The sequence below is a fragment of the Leucobacter salsicius M1-8 genome (genome assembly GCF_000350525.1).
In the GTDB taxonomy this organism is placed as follows: domain Bacteria; phylum Actinomycetota; class Actinomycetes; order Actinomycetales; family Microbacteriaceae; genus Leucobacter; species Leucobacter salsicius.
The window spans coordinates 268,428-285,652 of sequence record NZ_AOCN01000015.1 but is presented as its reverse complement, the minus strand read 5'-3'; the positions used below and the strand labels follow the sequence as shown (position 1 = coordinate 285,652).

Annotated in this window: 16 protein-coding genes, 4 tRNA genes and 1 pseudogene; 6 read left to right on the top strand and 15 right to left on the bottom strand. The window is 65.1% G+C overall.

What is annotated here, in order from left to right:
- The 4 genes from C795_RS0106490 to C795_RS0106475 all read right to left on the bottom strand — a co-directional run bounded on the left by C795_RS0106490 (position 1) and on the right by C795_RS0106475 (position 2,828).
- On the bottom strand, positions 1-1,227 hold the full coding sequence (locus C795_RS0106490; RefSeq protein ID WP_017792944.1) for a UDP-N-acetylmuramate dehydrogenase: 1,227 nt from the start codon (positions 1,225-1,227) through the stop codon (positions 1-3).
- On the bottom strand, positions 1,224-1,655 hold the full coding sequence (locus C795_RS0106485) for a MaoC/PaaZ C-terminal domain-containing protein (RefSeq protein WP_017792943.1): 432 nt from the start codon (positions 1,653-1,655) through the stop codon (positions 1,224-1,226). Before C795_RS0106485 ends, C795_RS0106490 begins: the two co-directional genes overlap by 4 nt.
- Before the next feature lie 9 nt (positions 1,656-1,664).
- Positions 1,665-2,111: an FAS1-like dehydratase domain-containing protein gene (locus tag C795_RS0106480; RefSeq protein ID WP_017792942.1), complete on the bottom strand. Its 447-nt coding sequence runs from the start codon at positions 2,109-2,111 to the stop codon at positions 1,665-1,667.
- A 90-nt stretch (positions 2,112-2,201) separates the two neighbouring features.
- Positions 2,202-2,828: a DUF937 domain-containing protein gene (locus tag C795_RS0106475; protein ID WP_017792941.1), complete on the bottom strand. Its 627-nt coding sequence runs from the start codon at positions 2,826-2,828 to the stop codon at positions 2,202-2,204.
- Positions 2,829-3,061: 233 nt separating this feature from the next.
- Between C795_RS0106475 and C795_RS0106470 the strand changes: the two genes are divergently transcribed.
- The 3 genes from C795_RS0106470 (at position 3,062) to C795_RS0106460 (ending at position 7,262) form a co-directional block, all read left to right on the top strand.
- Positions 3,062-4,846, top strand: a complete 1,785-nt coding sequence (locus C795_RS0106470) for an acetyl/propionyl/methylcrotonyl-CoA carboxylase subunit alpha (RefSeq protein WP_017792940.1) — start codon at positions 3,062-3,064, stop codon at positions 4,844-4,846.
- 95 nt (positions 4,847-4,941) lie between these two features.
- Positions 4,942-5,925 (top strand): LLM class flavin-dependent oxidoreductase, encoded by a 984-nt coding sequence (locus C795_RS0106465; protein WP_017792939.1) that lies wholly within the window; start codon positions 4,942-4,944, stop codon positions 5,923-5,925.
- Between the two features lie 242 nt (positions 5,926-6,167).
- The gene (locus C795_RS0106460) at positions 6,168-7,262 is read left to right on the top strand and encodes a TIGR03364 family FAD-dependent oxidoreductase (protein ID WP_198008439.1); all 1,095 of its coding nucleotides are present in this window, start codon (positions 6,168-6,170) and stop codon (positions 7,260-7,262) included.
- A 26-nt stretch (positions 7,263-7,288) separates the two neighbouring features.
- On the opposite strand, the gene C795_RS0106455 is transcribed toward C795_RS0106460, so the two are convergent.
- The 4 genes from C795_RS0106455 to C795_RS0106440 all read right to left on the bottom strand — a co-directional run bounded on the left by C795_RS0106455 (position 7,289) and on the right by C795_RS0106440 (position 9,730).
- Entirely contained in the window at positions 7,289-7,972 is a 684-nt protein-coding gene (locus C795_RS0106455) for a DUF1345 domain-containing protein (RefSeq protein ID WP_033349211.1), read from the bottom strand.
- Positions 7,973-8,072: 100 nt separating this feature from the next.
- Positions 8,073-8,146 (bottom strand) — tRNA-Met (locus C795_RS0106450).
- A 37-nt stretch (positions 8,147-8,183) separates the two neighbouring features.
- Positions 8,184-8,768: a YdeI/OmpD-associated family protein gene (locus tag C795_RS0106445; protein WP_026139501.1), complete on the bottom strand. Its 585-nt coding sequence runs from the start codon at positions 8,766-8,768 to the stop codon at positions 8,184-8,186.
- Positions 8,769-8,776: 8 nt separating this feature from the next.
- A complete protein-coding gene (locus C795_RS0106440; RefSeq protein WP_017792935.1) occupies positions 8,777-9,730 on the bottom strand; it encodes an alpha/beta fold hydrolase in 954 nt (317 codons plus the stop codon).
- A gap of 63 nt (positions 9,731-9,793) precedes the next feature.
- Between C795_RS0106440 and C795_RS0106435 the strand changes: the two genes are divergently transcribed.
- Complete coding sequence (locus C795_RS0106435) at positions 9,794-10,792, top strand: helix-turn-helix transcriptional regulator (protein ID WP_017792934.1); 999 nt, start codon at positions 9,794-9,796, stop codon at positions 10,790-10,792.
- 93 nt (positions 10,793-10,885) lie between these two features.
- On the opposite strand, the gene C795_RS0106430 is transcribed toward C795_RS0106435, so the two are convergent.
- Together C795_RS0106430 and C795_RS0106425 are read right to left on the bottom strand one after the other, a co-directional pair.
- Positions 10,886-10,959 (bottom strand) — tRNA-Met (locus C795_RS0106430).
- A gap of 27 nt (positions 10,960-10,986) precedes the next feature.
- Positions 10,987-11,058, bottom strand: a tRNA-Thr gene (locus tag C795_RS0106425).
- A 184-nt stretch (positions 11,059-11,242) separates the two neighbouring features.
- On the opposite strand from C795_RS0106425, the gene C795_RS0106420 reads away from it, so the two are divergent.
- Positions 11,243-11,719, top strand: coding sequence for a hypothetical protein (locus tag C795_RS0106420; RefSeq protein WP_157486986.1), 477 nt, complete (start codon positions 11,243-11,245; stop codon positions 11,717-11,719).
- A gap of 60 nt (positions 11,720-11,779) precedes the next feature.
- Here C795_RS0106420 and ribA read toward each other — a convergent pair.
- The 4 genes and pseudogenes from ribA to serS form a co-directional block, all read right to left on the bottom strand.
- Positions 11,780-12,409 (bottom strand): annotated as a pseudogene (ribA, locus tag C795_RS0106415) (GTP cyclohydrolase II); the annotation flags it as partial.
- 269 nt (positions 12,410-12,678) lie between these two features.
- Positions 12,679-12,761 (bottom strand) — tRNA-Ser (locus tag C795_RS0106410).
- Positions 12,762-12,824: 63 nt separating this feature from the next.
- Positions 12,825-13,700 (bottom strand): HAD family hydrolase, encoded by an 876-nt coding sequence (locus C795_RS0106405; RefSeq protein WP_017792931.1) that lies wholly within the window; start codon positions 13,698-13,700, stop codon positions 12,825-12,827.
- Positions 13,700-14,971 carry a serine--tRNA ligase gene (gene serS, locus C795_RS0106400; protein ID WP_017792930.1) on the bottom strand — a complete coding sequence of 424 codons (1,272 nt, stop codon included), beginning with the start codon at positions 14,969-14,971 and terminating at the stop codon, positions 13,700-13,702. Before serS ends, C795_RS0106405 begins: the two co-directional genes overlap by 1 nt.
- Positions 14,972-15,073: 102 nt before the next feature.
- Here serS and C795_RS0106395 point away from each other — a divergent pair, with 102 nt between their 5' ends.
- A complete protein-coding gene (locus C795_RS0106395) occupies positions 15,074-16,072 on the top strand; it encodes a diacylglycerol/lipid kinase family protein (protein WP_033349283.1) in 999 nt (332 codons plus the stop codon).
- A 146-nt stretch (positions 16,073-16,218) separates the two neighbouring features.
- Here the strand turns inward: C795_RS0106395 and pheA are convergent, their stop codons facing one another.
- On the bottom strand, positions 16,219-17,172 hold the full coding sequence (gene pheA, locus C795_RS0106390; protein ID WP_026139500.1) for a prephenate dehydratase: 954 nt from the start codon (positions 17,170-17,172) through the stop codon (positions 16,219-16,221).
- Positions 17,173-17,225 lie beyond the last annotated feature (53 nt).

Here is a 17,225-nt window from a genome sequence, read left to right as displayed (position 1 = left end):
TTACACCTCGAGGCCGTACAGCCGGGGCTCGGGCACCAGAACGACGCCGAACTCCTGCTGCACCCGCTGCACGACAAACCGGGCCAGCTCGGCGACCTGCGCCGCCGTCGCCCCACCCTGGTTCGTGAGGGCCAGGGTGTGCTTTGACGAGATGGCCGCGCCCGATCCGGGAAGCCGAAACCCGCGCGGCACCCCGGCGTGCTCGATGAGCCAGGCCGCCGACAGCTTGACCTGACGCTCGGCGCGGCTCGCAGCAGCGCTCGCCTGGGGCCTGCGCAGCGGCACGCCGGCCGCCAGCTCCTCCAGGCTCGTGATGCCCGGGGCTGGCTCGGGAGCCTGCAGCGGGAACCGCGGCGCGTTCTCGGGCAGCCCGCTCGCAAAGCTCGCGCTCACAATTGGGTTCGTGAAGAACGACCCGGCGCTCCACGTGTCGTGGTCGACCGCATCGAGCACCATGCCCTTCGACGCGCGCAACCGCAGCACAGCCGCGCGGATCTCCCGAATGGGCACGGGCGCACCCAGCTCGACACCGAGCGCACCGGCAAGCTGCGAATATCGCACGGGAGCGACCGCCTCAACCTGATCCGGATCGGTGCCTTGCGCAGCAGCCCGGTGGGCGCCGCGAGCGGGCTCGCGGTCCGTGAGCACCAGGTCGATCGAGAGCACGACGCCCTCCATGCCCTGCTTGATTGCGGAGTCACGGTAGCCGAGCTCGAGCTCGGCCGCGCTCAGGCGGCGGGGCGTACGGTCGCCGCGCTCCAAAAACTCGATCGAGTGCAGCACATCTGACAGCTCGCAGCCGTAAGCGCCAATGTTTTGCACGGGAGCGGCACCCGCGAGGCCGGGAATGCCCGACAGCGCTTCGAGGCCAGCTAGCCCGCGATCGACGGTGGCGGCGACAAGTTCGTCCCAGTTGTGGCCCGCCTGCACGCGCACGCGCACCTCACCCGCCGAGAGTTCGGCGTCATCGATCGCGTCGATGCCCGTGTTGCGGGCGAGCACGATCGTGCCGGGGAAGCCTTCATCACTGACGACGGTGTTCGAGCCGCCACCGATGAGCAGCCACGGCTGGTCATCCCCCCAGAGTGCAGCCGCAAGACTCGCAAGCTCCTCGCTGGTGTGCGCCGTGAGGGTGCGCTCGGCCGAGCCACCCACGCGCATGGTTGTGAGGTCTGCGAGCGGAGCATTCGTGTCGTGAGACTCGGATGCCGGGGTGGGTGAGGTCACGCGAATGCCGCCACGAGCTGCGATTTGCCGAGCACCGTGGCGCCGTCGAACACGACGCGCAGGTCGATGCGCGCGGTGCGGGCCTCGGGGTCGAGTTTGCCAACGGTGGCCGTGATCGTGATCGCGGCGCCCTCCTGCGCGTCAACCGGTACCGGGCGGGTGAACCGCGACTGGAAGTCCTGCACCCAGGCGTTGGGGGCGTACTCGGTGAGCCAGTCGGTCGCAACCGACCCGGCCGTGCCCATGGTGAGCATGCCGTGGGCGAGCACGCCGGGAAGCCCAACCTGCTGTGCGAAGTCGTCGCGGTAGTGGATCGGGTTGAAGTCACCCGAGGCACCCGCGTAGCGCACCAGGTTGTCGCGGGTGAGGACCAGCTCGCGCTCGGCAACAACGGCGCCGGCCTCGAGTGCGTCAAATGCGTTCGTCATGGGAGTTCCTTAGCCTTCTTCGCCGCGCACTACGAGAGTCGAGATCGCGGTGACGACGTGCTCGCCCGCGGCATCGGTGATTGCGCTCGACGCGGTCACCATCGAGTGGCCGCCAAGCTGCTTCACCGCAGCGATCGTGAGCGTCGCGGTGAGCTCGTCGCCCGCAACGATGGGGCGCGTGTAGCTGAAGCGCTGGTCGCCGTGCACGACGCGTGTGAAGTCGACGCCGGCCTCGTCATCGGCGAGCAGCTGCGCGAGCGTCGCCTCCTGCACGACCACCGCAAAGGTGGGCGGCGCGATGACGTCGGCGTGCCCGGCCGCGCGGGCGGCCTCAGGGTCGAGGTGCAGCGGCGATGCGCTGCCCACGGCGCGCGCGAACTCGCGCACCTTCTCGCGGCCGACAAGGTACGAAGCAGTGGGCGGGTATACCCGGCCCTGGATCTCTGGATTCACCACGGAGGTCAGTCTACCCAGCACCCCTGACCGTGCGCCTCTTGTGAGCGCAACCGTGCGCCGGTGGCTGCGACCGCGGCGTCTCCTGGTGCCCTACTTACCGAACAGGCCGCCCAGGAGCCCGCCCAGACCGCCGCCGCCGGAGTTCTTGCCGCCACCGCCCAGGAGGCCACCGAGCAGATCACCGATATCGCCGCCCGCGGGTTCAGACTTCTTCTTCGTGCCGGAGTTTGAGCCGCCACCCACCAACCCGCCCAACAGGTCTCCGAGCACGCCGCCGAGGCCTCCGCCCGAGCTCACGGTGCCACCACCACCTCCACCGATCTTGCCGGCAAGAAACTGCATCACGAGCGGCGCGAGTAGGGGCAACAGCTGAGGGACCAGGTCGGCCACCGCTGAATTGCCAGCCTGTGAACCGAGCGCCAGGGCAACGTCATCCTTCTTGTCACCGAGCACGTGCTGAACGATCTTCTGACCGTCTTCAACATCGATCGCTTGGAGCGTCGGCTTCCCGCTCGCGGGCTGATGCTTCTGCACCGCCGCCTGTAGCTTCGCCGCGCCAGTCTCGTCGCTCGCGTTCACGGCCATGCCGCCCACGAGCCCCGGCAACGCCTGCCGCACGGCCGCCGTCACGGTTGCTTCGTCCACACCAAACTTCGCGGCGAGGTCGCCCACCGGCACCTGCCCCAGCAGCGCGTTGAGTTCAGATTCACTGGCCATGGAGCCCTCCATCGGGTTGCAGGTTGGGTGCGTGAGAAGTCGCACCGGTTTCAGATTATCGGCGACGTGCGCGTTCGCATAGGGCGAGGTTGCTCGGCGCAATGATCCGGCGTCCAATAGTGCGTCGCGAGCCCGCTCGAGCGCCCCGCACTGTGCATACCGGCAACGAAGCCGAGAAAGGTTTGTGCGATATATCCAAGGTACGGTCACCTCGCTGGAATAGGCTGGAGCGCATGTCGCGTATTCGTAAAGTCCTCATCGCCAACCGCGGTGAGATCGCTGTCCGCATTATTCGTGCCGCCGCTGACAGCGGCATCGCTTCGGTGGCGGTGTACGCCGATCAGGACCGGGATGCCATGCACGCGCAGCTCGCCGATGAGGCTTACGCCCTCGGCGGCACCACCAGCGCCGAGACCTACCTCGTCATCGAGAAGTTGCTGGCGGTCGCACGCCGCTCGGGCGCCGATGCGGTGCACCCCGGCTATGGCTTCCTCGCCGAGAACGCCCAGTTCGCCCAGGCAGTGATCGATGCTGGTCTCACCTGGATCGGCCCGAGCCCCGAGGCCATCGAGCGTCTCGGCGACAAGGTCTCGGCCCGTCACGTGGCCGAAAAGGTGGGCGCCCCCCTCGCCCCGGGCACGAGTGACCCGGTGAAGAACGCCGAAGAGGTGCTCGCGTTTGCCGATGAGGTGGGCCTGCCCATCGCCATCAAGGCGGCGTTCGGCGGCGGCGGCCGCGGCCTGAAGGTCGCGTACGACCGTGAAGAGGTCGCCGAGCTGTTCGAGTCGGCCACCCGCGAGGCAGTAACCGCCTTCGGTCGCGGTGAGTGCTTCGTCGAGAAGTTCCTCGAGAAGCCCCGCCACGTCGAAACCCAGTGCCTCGCCGACGAGCACGGCAACGTCGTCGTCATTTCGACGCGCGACTGCTCGCTGCAGCGCCGCCACCAGAAGCTGGTTGAGGAGGCGCCCGCGCCGTTCCTCACCGACGAGCAGATCGAGCGCCTGTACTCGTCGTCGAAGGCCATCCTCAAGGAGGTCGGCTACGTCGGCGCCGGCACCTGCGAGTTCTTGGTCGCGAAGGACGGCACCGTGTCGTTCCTCGAGGTGAACACGCGCCTGCAGGTCGAGCACTGCGTCTCGGAAGAGATCACGGGCATCGACCTGGTGCGCGAACAGTTCCGCATCGCCGAGGGCGGCGTGCTTGATTACGCTGACCCCGTCGCGCACGGCCACTCGTTCGAGTTCCGTCTGAACGGCGAGGATGCAGGCAACGGATTCCTCCCTGCCCCCGGCCCCGTCGCGCTGTTCAAGCCCGCCTCGGGCCCTGGTGTGCGCGTCGATACGGGCGTCGCCACGGGCGATGTCATCTCGGGTTCGTTTGACTCGATGCTCGGCAAGCTGATCGTCACCGGGGCAACCCGTGAGGAGGCGCTGCAGCGCGCTCGTCGCGCCCTCGACGAGTTCGAGGTGCAGGGTCTGCCGACCGTGCTCCCCTTCCACCGCGTCATCGTGCGCGACGAGGCGTTTACCGCCCCCGAGGGCAATTTCGGCGTCTACACGACCTGGATCGAGTCAGAGTTCGTCAACAACATCGAGCCGTGGGAGGGCGAAGTACCGCCCATCGCACAGGATCCGAAGCGTCGCACGGTGACCGTTGAGGTCGAGGGTCGCCGCGTCGAGGTCACCATGCCCGCCACGCTGCTGCCGCTCGTCGACCAGGAGGTCACGCGTGGCCCCGCCCCGCGCCGTGCCAAGGGTGCAGGCGTGAGTGCCGCTGCGGGCGACGCGATCACCGCTCCCATGCAGGCCACCGTCGTAAAGCTCGCGGTCGAGGACGGCCAGGAGGTCACCGAGGGCGAACTCATCGTCGTACTCGAGGCGATGAAGATGGAACAGTCGATCTACGCGCACCGCTCGGGCGTCGTGGCAGGCGTGGACTCACCCGTCGGCCAGACCGTGCCCAGCGGCCACGTGCTGCTGTCGATCGTGGACGCAGACGCTACGGCCCCCGGCGCGTAGTCCCGCTTAGGCCTCAGGGCCGCTCTTCGGGGCGATCCGGATCGCACGCGCCCTGCCCCCGGGAATATCCGGGGGCAGGGCGCGTTGCATTTGTTATGGCACACACCCCGCTCTCCCTTTTAGACCTGGCAACAGTTGAAGAGAACGGAAGCATCGCAGACGCGTTCGCCCACTCCGTCGCGACCGCGCAGCTCGCGGAGGCGAGTGGCTACCAGCGCATCTGGTACGCCGAGCACCACAACATGCCGTCGATCGCATCGAGCGCGACCGCGGTGCTGATTGCGCACATCGCGTCACAGACGTCGACGATTCGATTGGGGGCGGGCGGCGTCATGCTGCCCAACCATTCACCGCTCGTGATTGCCGAACAGTTTGGCACGCTCGCCGAGCTACATCCCGGCCGCATCGACCTGGGGCTCGGGCGCGCGCCGGGCACCGACGGGGCGACTTTTCGTGCACTGCGGCGCACGCTGCAGGCCGCCGACGCGTTTCCGCAAGACGTGATGGAACTGCAGACCTACCTTTCAGACGAGCTGCCCCGCACCGCGGTCAACGCGTACCCCGGGCGCGGCACCAAGGTGCCGCTGACCATTCTGGGCTCAAGCATGTTTGGGGCGTCGCTCGCGGCCCAGCTCGGCGTTCCGTACTCGTTCGCCTCGCACTTCGCGCCGCAGCACCTGACCTCGGCCGTGGCGCACTACCGCGCGAGCTACCGACCGAGCGAAGCGCACCCCGAGCCGTACGTGAGCGCGGGCATCAACGTGGTGGCCGCCGAGACCGATGAGGCCGCCGAGACGTTGTTCATGCGCACGGAGGCGGACCGGGTGCGCAGGTTCCTGTCGCGGGGGCGCGCGCAGGAGCTCACAATCGACGAGGGTGCAGCGCTCATGGACACCCCCGCGGGGATCGAGATTCGCGGCATGCTGAAGTACACCGCGATCGGCGGCCCCGAGCGCGTGCGCGACGAACTCGAAGCGTTTGCGCGCTATGCCGATGCCGACGAGCTCATCACCGTCCACGCGGCGCCCACGCGCGCCGAGCAGTTGGAGTCGGTGCGGTTGGCAGCTCCGGGGGCCTAACGGCGGGCGCTGCCTCGCCCTTAGGCCGTTGGCCCTCGGCGCCAGTCGTTCATATACGCGCCATCGCCTGGCCCCGGTATGGCCAAGCACAGTCCACCCGGTGGTCTCTCTGGCCCCCTATTCTGCTGTGTTGGTACACCCATCGCACGTAGAGAGGCGCTGACCCGCATGCGCACACACAGCCGTCACCCCCGCCGAGTATCCAGGCCCAAAAGCGTTGTCTCGTTTGAGCGGTGCGGCGCGTGAGCATCGCGCCGCAGTTCGATCTCGCGGTCGTGGGATCCGGCGTCATTGGGCTCGCGCACGAACGCGGCATGCGCGTCGTCGTGCTCGAACGGACGGATCGGCCCGTAGGCGCTTCGATTCGCAATTTTGGGCACGTGGGCATCACGACGCAGGACGGCAAGGGGCTCGACTATGCCATCGCGGGCCGAGCCCACTGGCTCAGGCTCGCGGCGCAGGCCGGGTTCTGGATCAGGGAGGCAGGCACCCTCATCGTGGCTCGCGCCGAAGACGAGTGGACACTGCTGCACCGGTTCGCTGAGCTGCGCGACGGAAGCGTGGATCTACTGTCCCCCGATCAAGCACGAGAGCTCGCCTCGATCGCCGACCCCCGACTCGTCGGGGCGGCGTTCTGTGGCAACGATCTACGGGTGAACTCCCCCGAAGCGATTCCGGCGCTGGCACGGTACCTGGCTACGGAGGGAGTCGAGTTCAGGTATCGCACCAACGTCACTGGGGTCGAGGCGGGCGTCGTACACACGAGCCGCGGCAGCGTGTCGGCAGACAAGATTGTGATTGCTACCGGTCATGACCTCGATCTGCTTTTCCCGGAGATCACGGAGGAGGCTGGATTCAAACGATGCCTGCTGCACATGCTCGAGACCGATGCACCCGCCGGGAGCCAGTTCTCCCCTGTCGTGCTCACCGGCACCGCCGTGCTGCGCTACGACGGGCTGTCCCACCATGCCGAGGCCACAAGCATTCGCGAGCGCATGGCACGCGATCGGCCCGAGTTGGCGGACGCGTTCGTCAACGTCAAGATGTCGCAACGCCCCAATGGACGGCTTGTGCTCGGCGATACCCACGCCTACGCCCACACGCACAGCCCGTTTAAGGAGGAAGCGCTCGACGACCTACTCTTGCGCGAGTTCACGCAGTTGCTCGGCGTTCCGCTGACGGTGCGGCGGCGCTGGCATGGCGAATACGCGTGGGCGGCGACCGAGCCGTTCTTTGTGCGGGAGCCCGCGGCTGACGTGTTTATCGCCTGTGTCATGAACGGAACGGGCATGAGCACCGGCATGGGGTTTGCGGAGTCGGTGCTCAATCGCATGTAGCCGGGTACTTGAGCCGGCTGGCTCGTCTAGCTTCCGATGCTCGTGACCAGGTTCACGATGGTCGCCAGAATGACGGTGGCGAACAGGAACGCGAGTACGGTGTGCCCGATCACGATTCTTCGAATCTGGTTACTCGTCACGTTCGTGTCGGCCACCTGGTAGGTCATGCCTAAACCGATACCGAAGTAGATGAAGTCGGTGTACTCGGGTGGCTCAGTTTGGTTGAAGGTGATACCGCCAGCGTGGCTCGGTTCCTCGGCGGCCGGATCGTTGTCCGCAGCCGGGGCGTAATACACCCGGGCGTATCGCAGCACGTAGTTGAACTGGATCAGCGCCCAAGAGGTCGCCACACTCAGCACGGCGACACCGGCGAGCAGGTATTGATTCTTGGGATCGTGGGAGGCCTGGGAATCTGCGATCACGAGCGTCACCGCGAACAAGCTGATGAGGCTGCCCGCGACCGAGATGGTATCGGCGAGGTTGCGCCCCGGGTCTTCGGCCACCGCATGCGCGCGCGTCTGCTCAGCGTTCATCGGCCAGATAGTGAGCAGCCCCCACACGACGTTCACCAACGCCAGTACGCCCCACCCTGCCACGATGCTGGTCGCCAGGTCCACCGTGGTTGACATGACGATCCCGGTCACCCAGCCGGCGATGAGCGCCACGAGTATGCGCATGCGCACCTGCGAGCGAGTAGATAGGGCCCCCATGAGCGCATCGTATCGCGGCGCGCGCTGACGAGGGGATCCGGATCATTTAACGGGAAACGCAGAACCCCCGCATGAACGGGGGCATTACGCGACTTGCTCGTAGCTGAGGCGGGACTCGATCCCGCGACCTCACGATTATGAGTCGTGCGCTCTAACCAGCCGAGCTACTCTGCCAAGCCCCTCAAGAAGGAGGAGCTTGGCAGAGCATGTCTCAGGAGATGGGACCGGATTTTGCCCTGAATACGGGAACTCTTTGCTCCTGAGCTGATGAGGAGATCAAGAGATCCAATCTCTTCAACCTCGTTTCTTCTCGCTTCGCGCTCATTACCCACCAGACAGCGTCGCGTCTGTATGACGGCGCGAACCTCGAAAAGCTGTCCCAAGCTTGCTGATGCTCCTTGAATTTCTGTTCATAGGCAGGATGCAGGTCAACGTTTCGCGTTTCAGACGAGTAGCCTTGGGGGTCTTTTCGGCTGTTGAAAAGTTCGATGCCTTCGGGCCTCATTTTGCCCAGCCGCATCAACGCCTCAACCTTTTCCACATTTACGGAACTCAACACGCTACTTCGCTTGCGAGGCGTAAATCGCACTCGATAGCTGTCACTATCGACACGTTGTCTGAGCCCATCTATCCATCCAAAACACAGTGCGACGTCGACAGCTTCAGACCAGGTTTGGGTGACCATCCCAGAGCCTTTCTTGTGGAACAGCAGCCACGCTTCAGTTGTGTGGTTGTGGTGTGTTTCTAACCAGTCGCTGAAATCATCAGAATCACCGAAAAATAGCGTGTCAGGCATGTTGCGTCCTAGCTGGCGGGGGTCCGAGCCAGCCATTCAAGGATCGCACTCGTGGTTTCGGTGGGGCATTCCTGATGGACCCAGTGGCCGCTGTCAAAGCAGAGCTCTTCAACATTTGGCACGAATGCTGACAGGTTTTCCGAGCGGGCGACTGCGTCGCGAAGGCCGTAGATCATGAGTGCGGGCTGGTGGATGATGGGGTCGGCCTCTGCGAGCAGGTGCCAGTTGCGGTTGAGGTTGCGGTACCAGTTAATTCCGCCGGTGAACCCCGAACGGGTGAACGCGGAATCGTAGACTGCAAGCTCGCGTTCGGAGAGCAGGGGCTCGCCTAGAGGAGAATCGCTCTGGGCGATCTCGATGAGTGCCATGCCCGGCTTGGGCGGCATGAGTGGTTCGTCCCGACGGTAGAGGTTGTTGATGAAATTCGCGGGATCCGTGTCGAAGACGGCGTCCGCGACACCCGGCTGCTTATTGAAGTGCACGAAATAGTAGTCACTGCCGAACACTGCCTCCATGAAATCAAGCCATGGCATCTCGCCGCGCGCGAGGTAGGGCAAGCTGAGCGCCACGACCTTGTCGACCCGCTGCGGGTACAGCAGCGTGAGGCTCCAAACGATAAATGCACCCCAGTCGTGACCGATGAATGTCGCGCTCTCGTAACCGAAGTGGTCGAGCAGAGCCGTGAGGTCGCCCGTGAGGTGCTCAACGTCGTAGTCGACGATGTTGTCTGGTCTTGCTGAGTTGCCGAATCCCCGCTGGTTCGGTGCGATCACGTGGTAGCCGGCGGCGACGAGCGCAGGCATCTGAAAGCGCCAGGTGTACGCGAGATCGGGCCAACCGTGACAGAGCACGATCGGATTTCCCGCGTTCTCTCTGCCAGCCTCGAAAACTTCAGGATCGACTCCATTGACGGAAATAATGCTGGCTTCGGGGAATGCAATCTGATGAGTTTGTGTATCCATTTCTCCAAGGTAATTACCTAAATAGGTCACCTAGTGTCCGGTTTTTCTGGAAGTATACAAATCATGAAATCGGATCGTTTGGTTGCCATCCTCCTGATGCTGCAGCGACGCAAACAAGTCACTGCCGCAGAGGTCGCACAGGAGCTCGAGGTTTCTGAACGCACGGCACGCCGCGACCTGGATGCCCTGGGCATGGCAGGGATACCCATTTACTCGATCCAAGGTCGCTCCGGCGGCTGGCGCCTCTTAGGTGGCGGGCGCACCGACCTGTCGGGCCTCACTGAAAGAGAAGCTCGTGCCCTCTTTCTTGTCGCGGGACCGGCGGCCTCCGCTGATGCTGCCGGGCCTGAGTTGAGGGCAGCACTTCGAAAGCTGGTCCGGGCCTTGCCCGAGTCTTTCCGCACGCAGGCTGAGGCAGCGGCGTCTTCTGTGATCGTGGATTCGAAGCCGTGGGGCGCAAGAGATACCGTGAAACCGTCTCCGCGCTTCCTTGATGTTCTGCAGGACGCCGTGATTCAAGGCGTGCAAGCCCAACTTGGCTACATCGACAGCTCAGGTAAGGAATCCGAGCGGATCGTGCATCCGCTGGGCCTCGTGGCGAAGGGGGCGCGGTGGTACCTCGTGGCCCACACCGAAATGGGCCGGCGCACGTTTCGCCTCGACCGCATTACCTCCGTTTCCCTCGGCAATGACCCTGTCCAGCGAAGTAAGGAGTTCGACCTCGCGACAAGTTGGCGGGAGCTTACTGACGAGGCTGAGCGCCACCGTAACGCTGTGGAGGTCCACGCGACCTGCGACCCCGAAGGGCTCAGCTTTCTCCAAGTGGCAGTCGGCGACAACCTACAAATCGGCCCTGCTGCACACGATGGACGCATCCCAGTAGTGATCCATGCACCAAGTGAGTATGGGATTGCAGGCCACCTCGCAGGGCTCGTCGAGTGGCTCGAGATTACCGCTCCGCAAGGCGTGTGCAACCATTTGGCAGAGATCGGTGCAGCACTCACCGGCCGGTACGCCAAACGCGTCAGCACGGATACGGCGGCCATTCCCAACGGTGCATAACTCATCAGCGACCACGAGGAGCTGCCTCGGCGAGAGGTCGTCAGATACAACAAAACCCCCGGCTAACCAGGGGTTTTAGCTGCGGCTTGCTCGTAGCTGAGGCGGGACTCGATCCCGCGACCTCACGATTATGAGTCGTGCGCTCTAACCAGCTGAGCTACTCAGCCAAGTCTCTCGAAAGAGAAACAAGCCAGAGCCCCGACCGGGAATCGAACCCGGGACCCCTTCCTTACCATGGAAGTGCTCTACCGCTGAGCTATCAGGGCGAAGCCATCTCTCGATGACAACCGTTATAGATTAACAGCTATATGCGCGGGCAGGAAATTCGCCGCCGCATCGCGGGCGTGTCTCGCATATTGGCGCGGGACCACTGCCTCACCGCGAGTGCTGCGGTCCGCATTCCTTCAAGTCAGCACGGCTACAGTAGAGAGGAACAAGGGAGCGGTTGCAATGAGTCGTGTAGTCATGATTGTCGGCCTCGTTTTGGCACTGTGGATGTCCGCAGGCCGCTGGCTCTTTGGCACCGGCGGAAGCCTCACCTGGTGGTACCTCCCGACGATCGGCCTCACGTACGCGGCCGTGAGCTACTGGCTCGCACGCCGTGTGGCGATCACCCGCTCCCGCAACCAACGCACGGGCCGAGCCACCATCGTCACCCTTGCGCTGTCGTGGGTGTGCGCAATCGGATTCGGCTTCATGGTGCCCGACTACGTCAACGGCCAGCTGGACTCGATCATCAGCCACGCGGCGGGCTCGGCGTTCTCTGCCGAAATGACAATCGCGCTGTGCAACCCGGCGGGCATCATCGCGTTTGCACTCCTGGGCGCCTCGATCGCATTTGCTTACGCCGACGCCCGCGAAAAAATCGCCCCCGAGGACGAGGTCCACGAGGGCGAAGGCCAGATGTCACCGCACCCGTACCTCTAGGACCTCGATCACCGCACGCGCCCGATGGCGCGTGCGTAATGATCCGGATCCCCGGCGTCGCTAGCCAGCGACCTCATCGGGCAGCTGGTGGTTCATGCGGTCCCGCTTGGCCTCGAGGTACCCGATATTTTCGGGTCGCACACCAACAAGCAGCGACTCACGGCTGGCCACACACACGCCATAGCCCTCGAGCTGCGCAATCTTCTCGGGATTGTTCGTGAGTAGGCGCACCCGGTCAATACCAAGATCCGCGAGGATCTCGGCGGCCGCGTGGTAGTCACGGGCGTCTGCGGGAAACCCGAGCAGGGTGTTCGCGTCGAGGGTGTCAGTGCCGCCCTCTTGCAATCGGTAGGCGCGCATCTTGTTCGCGAGCCCTATGCCGCGCCCCTCCTGCCCACGCAGGTAGACGACGACTCCGCCGCGCCCCTGAATCAGCTCGAGCGCTGCATCGAGCTGCGGGCCGCACTCGCACTTGACCGAACCGAAGGCCTCGCCCGTGATGCACTCGGAGTGCACACGCACGAGCACACCGTCGGCGGGCACGGCCTCACCCACCGGAGGGTCAACCACCAGCGCCATGTGATCCACGCCAGCGAGCTCATCACGGTAGGCCACCGCACGAAAGGCTCCGTGAACGGTCGGGAGCATGGTTTCGGTGACACGTTCCACCGGAGTTGCCCGCACGCGCGGAGCCGCTGCGAGGGCGCCGCCCGCTACGGCTGGCTGAAACGCGGTGGTGGGCCGCTGAAACTGTGGAGCTGACACGATCGGTCTCCTAAGCAGTGGTGGGGCGAACTCTATAGTTGAGTTCAATTACTTTTAGAATAGCACCGCTTGGGCCTTCGGCAGCAACTCGGTGTCACCACAGACGTTGGCCCGAAACTCGCACCGAGCCTAGCCCCATGAAATACAAAAATGCCCGACCAGAATGAACTTCTGGTCGGGCATTTTCTCTAGAGCGGAGGGTAGGGGATTTGAACCCCTGAGGCTTTCACCTGCTAGTTTTCAAGACTAGTTCCTTCGGCCGCTCGGACAACCCTCCGCGAACGAGCTTAGCAAACCCTGGGCCGCGATAAGAAACTGGCGCACGAGCAGCCAAAAACTCCTAGGAGAGCGTCGCCAATTCGGGGAACCGCTCGCGCAGCGCGTCGAGCAGCCCCACGTCAGTGATCGTGCCGGTGACGCGGCCAGCCGCGGCCTGCACCTCGGGGTCAGCTTGGCCCATCGCCACTGAGTCGCCATGGCGGGCCGCCCAGCGCAGCATGTCGATGTCGTTGCGGCCATCGCCGGCCGCAAAGACGCGCGAGCGGGGCACATCGAGGCGCGAGGCGAGCACCTCGAGGGCGCTTGCCTTCGTCACCCCGTCGGGCGCAATGTCGAGCCACGACGACGTACCCACCGAGTACGACACGTGCGTCAGACCGAGCGACTCAACGACGCTCATGAAGCGCTCAAGCCGCTCGTCGGGCGAGAATACGATCACACGGCTCGCCTGCACCCCGAGGAGCTCTTCAAACGGCACGCGCCGCTTGCTCTGCGGCAGCGTGCCCGCCGGGATCTCCTCGGTGTAGAGGAAGCCGCCCGACGCCAGCTCGACCGCGTAGCGTGCGGTCGCGAGCTGCGTTCGAATCTTCTTCAGCGCACTGGTCGGATCAAACGCCTCCACGTACTCGTGCCGGTACGCACGCGCCGCGAGGGTATCGCGCTTCAGGGTCACGGCGCCATTGGCGGCGATGACCCACTGCGGCTTGATCCGGAGCTGCTCGACGATGGGAAGCGTCGCATCGACCGATCGTCCGGTCGCGATGATGACCTCGTGGCCCGCCTCGTGCAGCGCGCGAATTGCGCGCGCGAGATCCGGATCAATATACCCGGACTCGGGTATCTCACCGGCCCCGCCATGGTCGCCGTGATCGAGCACGGTTCCGTCGAGATCGAGCGCAATGATGTGGCGCTCGTGGGGCGCGACCTGAGGCAGCATTAACTCTCCGAGATTGGGGTGAGCACTTCAAGCCCACCGAGGTAGGGGCGCAGCGCCTCTGGCACGATGACGCTGCCGTCGGCCTGCTGATGGGTTTCGAGGATCGCAACCAGCCAACGCGTGGTCGCGAGGGTGCCGTTCAACGTCGCGACGGGCGCGGTCTTGCCGGTCTCGCCGCGGTACCGGGTCGAAAGGCGGCGCGACTGGTACGTCGTGCAGTTACTCGTCGAAGTGAGTTCGCGGTACGCGTCCTGTGTGGGGACCCAGGCTTCGATGTCGAACTTGCGCGCGGCGCTCGAACCGAGGTCACCCGCGGCAACATCGATCACGCGGTAATGCAGCCCCAGCGCCTGCAGCATTTCCTCTTGCCAGCCAACGAGACGGTCGTGCTCAGCCTCAGCCTCTTCGGGCGTCGTGTAAACGAACATCTCCAGCTTGTTGAACTGGTGCACGCGCAGAATGCCGCGGGTGTCCTTGCCGTGCGATCCGGCCTCGCTGCGATAGCAGGTCGACCAGCCAGCGTAACGCAGCGGGCCACGCTCAAGATCGATGATCTCGTTCGAGTGGTAACCGGCGAGCGCAACCTCGCTCGTGCCGGTGAGGTACAGGTCCTGGTTCGGCAGATGGTAGACCTCGTCGGCGTGCTCGCCCAGGAAGCCGGTGCCCTGCATGATCTCGGGCTTGACGAGCGTGGGCGTAATGAGCGGCGTGAAGCCGTGATGCAGCGCACGGTCGAGCGCCATGTTCATGAGCGCGAGCTCAAGGCGTGCGCCGACGCCGCGCAGGAAGTAGAAACGTGCGCCCGAAACCTTCGCGCCGCGCTCCATGTCGATCGCGCCAAGCAGCTCACCCAGCTCGAGGTGGTCGCGCGGCTCGAAATCGAACGTGGGCTGTTCGCCGACCTCACGGAGTGTGACGAAGTTCTCTTCACCACCCGCTGGCACGCCGTCGATGACAAGGTTCTCAATGCGCAGTGCGATCGCATCGAACTCAGCGTCGGCGACCTTCGCGCGGGCCTCGGCGGCCTTCACGCCAGCTGAGAGCTGCTGAGCCTGCTGGATAAGGGCGGGCTTCTCGTCCTTCGAGGCCGCCTTCACCTTGCCGCCAAACTCTTTCTGTTCGGCGCGCAGCGACTCAAACTCACTGAGGGCCTGACGTCTGGCGGCGTCTGCGGCGAGCGCCTCGTCGACCACCGCCTCGTCATTTCCTCGGGCGCGCTGCGAGCGCTTGATGGCATCAGGATCGTTGCGGAGAAGTACTGGATCGATCACGCCCCTAGCTTACCGTGGGGCTGCCCGGGAATGTTCGGGTACGCGTTTGTCTCGGTGCAGGAATCCACGGGGCGGGCATGGATTGCGCGGTACGCTGGGGCCATGAGCTCTTCCCCCGCGCGCCATCAACCCAGCGCGGCCGTGGTGTACCACCCGCTCAAGACCGATCTGGCCGCTCTGCGCGCGACGGTCACCGCGCAGGAGCAGGTCGCTGGCTGGGCCCCCACCCGGTGGTACGAGACTGAAGAGGCCGATGCGGGCGTGGGTGCGACTCGGCAGGCGATGGCTGACGGCGCGAGCCTGGTGATGGCCAGCGGCGGCGACGGCACGATCCGGGCCGCGGCCGAAGCGCTGCGCGGGTCAGGGATACCCCTCGCCCTCGTGCCCCAGGGCACGGGCAACCTGCTAGCCCGCAATCTCGGGGTGCCGCTCGGCCGTTTCGAGGACTGTGTGCGCGCCGCATTCTTTGGCCGCGGCCGCACGATCGACCTCGGCATCGCGACGATCGTGCGCGCCGACGATACCGAGGACGAGCACGCATTTCTCGTGCTCGCCGGCATGGGCCTCGACGCACGCACGATCTCGACGACGCAGGCATCGCTGAAGAAGCGTCTCGGGTGGCTCGCCTACGTCGACGCCGGTGTGCGCACGATGCTGAAGGAGCGGCCGCTCGAGATTCACTATTCGGTCGACGGTGCACCGGCCTCGCATCTCTCGGTTTACACGGTCATGATCGGCAACTGCGGCCTGATGCCCGGGGGCGTGCTTCTCATCCCCGACGCCAAGTTTGATGACGGCTTGCTCGATGTCGTGGCGCTGCGGCCGCTCGGGCCATTCTCGTGGCTCCGGATCTGGAACAAGATCGGCTGGGAGAATGGGGTGCTTCGGAAGACGAAAACGGGGCGCAAGCTCATCGACCTCGTGAACGACACCAAGAGTGTGACGTATCTACAGACGCGACGTTTTGCGCTGTCGGTGACGACCCCCGAGCCTGTGCAACTGGACGGCGACGACTTTGGGTTGGCGACCGCGGTGAACGGCGCCGTCGCGCCTGGCGCGCTCGTCGTGCGCGTGCTGCCCGAGTGGGTGGGGCACGGGTAACCTCGGCGTAGGCGCTCAGAACCCGGCTATCGCTCATTGGGGCCACAAGTGGGGATTATTAGGCCTCATTGCCCCCACTTGTGGCCCCACCGAACACGTCGGGCCACGCAACACACGTCGTCCCTTCGCGCTCGCTGCTGAGCGCCTTACTGAGGGTCAGTCCCGTCAATCATGTCGCTCAACCAATCGCGGGCCTCGCGGAACGTGTCGTCGTCGTGGAAGTCGCGGATGCTCGCCGAGACGCGGTCTGCGCGCGGGTACGATCCGAGGAAGACGACCTTGGGGCTGAATCGTTTGACGCCCAGGAGAGCGTCGGCGACCCTCTCGTCCTTCACATGACCTTCGGCGTCGAGCACGAAGCGGTAGCGTCCCATGCGGTCGCCCACGGGGCGCGAGGCGATGAGCGTCAGGTTGACGCCGCGGGTGGAGAACTGCTCGAGGAGCTCGAGCAACGCACCGGCACGATCCTCGGGCAACTCAACGATCAGTGAGGTCTTGTCTGCCCCGGTCGGCTCGGCGACGGGCACGGTGCGACTGACGAGCACGAAGCGGGTGACCGCGTCGGGGTTCTCGGCGAGCTGCTCCCCCAGCACGTCGACCTCGTAGTGGCTGTCGATGCCGGGGGGCGCGATCGCGGCGTCGACACCCTTGGCGGGGTCGAACAGGTCGGCCGCGGCCTGCACGTTTGAGGTTGCGACCCGGTGGGTGTGCTGCGGCGCGGCGGCATCGAGCCAGGCACGGCACTGCGCGTAGGCCACGGGGTGGCCCGAGACGACCCTGATGTCTTCGAGCCGGGTGCCTGGGCGTGCGACCAGCACGAAGTTCACCGAGACGAGGTACTCGCCCACGATGCGCAGGCCCGGGATGGTGGCCAGCGCGTCTTGGGCGACGGTCACGCCGCCGTCGATCGAGTTCTCAATCGCGATCATGGCGGCGTCGCTCTCACCCGAGACCACGTGGCGCAAAGCCTCACCGAGGTTGCCGACGGGGCACCACTCCTGACCGACCGCGTCGGGCACCTGCTTGAGCGCGGACTCCGTAAACGTCCCAGCCGGCCCCAGGTAGGAGTAACGGCGGAGCGGCACGGTGCTGTGAGTCATGCTCACCAGGGTATCGCGAGTGGAACATGCGACCCGCATGGCGCGGTAGCTCC

Bases quoted from the DNA above. Each gene is read 5' to 3' on its own strand.
- C795_RS0106485 (WP_017792943.1), bottom strand. From the start codon at position 1,655: ATGACGAACGCATTTGACGCACTCGAGGCCGGCGCCGTTGTTGCCGAG.
- C795_RS0106475 (WP_017792941.1), bottom strand. From the start codon at position 2,828: ATGGCCAGTGAATCTGAACTCAACGCGCTGCTGGGGCAGGTGCCGGTG.
- C795_RS0106470 (WP_017792940.1), top strand. From the start codon at position 3,062: ATGTCGCGTATTCGTAAAGTCCTCATCGCCAACCGCGGTGAGATCGCT.
- C795_RS0106465 (WP_017792939.1), top strand. From the start codon at position 4,942: ATGGCACACACCCCGCTCTCCCTTTTAGACCTGGCAACAGTTGAAGAG.
- C795_RS0106455 (WP_033349211.1), bottom strand. From the start codon at position 7,972: ATGGGGGCCCTATCTACTCGCTCGCAGGTGCGCATGCGCATACTCGTG.
- C795_RS0106445 (WP_026139501.1), bottom strand. From the start codon at position 8,768: ATGCCTGACACGCTATTTTTCGGTGATTCTGATGATTTCAGCGACTGG.
- C795_RS0106440 (WP_017792935.1), bottom strand. From the start codon at position 9,730: ATGGATACACAAACTCATCAGATTGCATTCCCCGAAGCCAGCATTATT.
- C795_RS0106435 (WP_017792934.1), top strand. From the start codon at position 9,794: ATGAAATCGGATCGTTTGGTTGCCATCCTCCTGATGCTGCAGCGACGC.
- C795_RS0106420 (WP_157486986.1), top strand. From the start codon at position 11,243: ATGAGTCGTGTAGTCATGATTGTCGGCCTCGTTTTGGCACTGTGGATG.
- C795_RS0106405 (WP_017792931.1), bottom strand. From the start codon at position 13,700: ATGCTGCCTCAGGTCGCGCCCCACGAGCGCCACATCATTGCGCTCGAT.
- C795_RS0106395 (WP_033349283.1), top strand. From the start codon at position 15,074: ATGAGCTCTTCCCCCGCGCGCCATCAACCCAGCGCGGCCGTGGTGTAC.
- pheA (WP_026139500.1), bottom strand. From the start codon at position 17,172: ATGACTCACAGCACCGTGCCGCTCCGCCGTTACTCCTACCTGGGGCCG.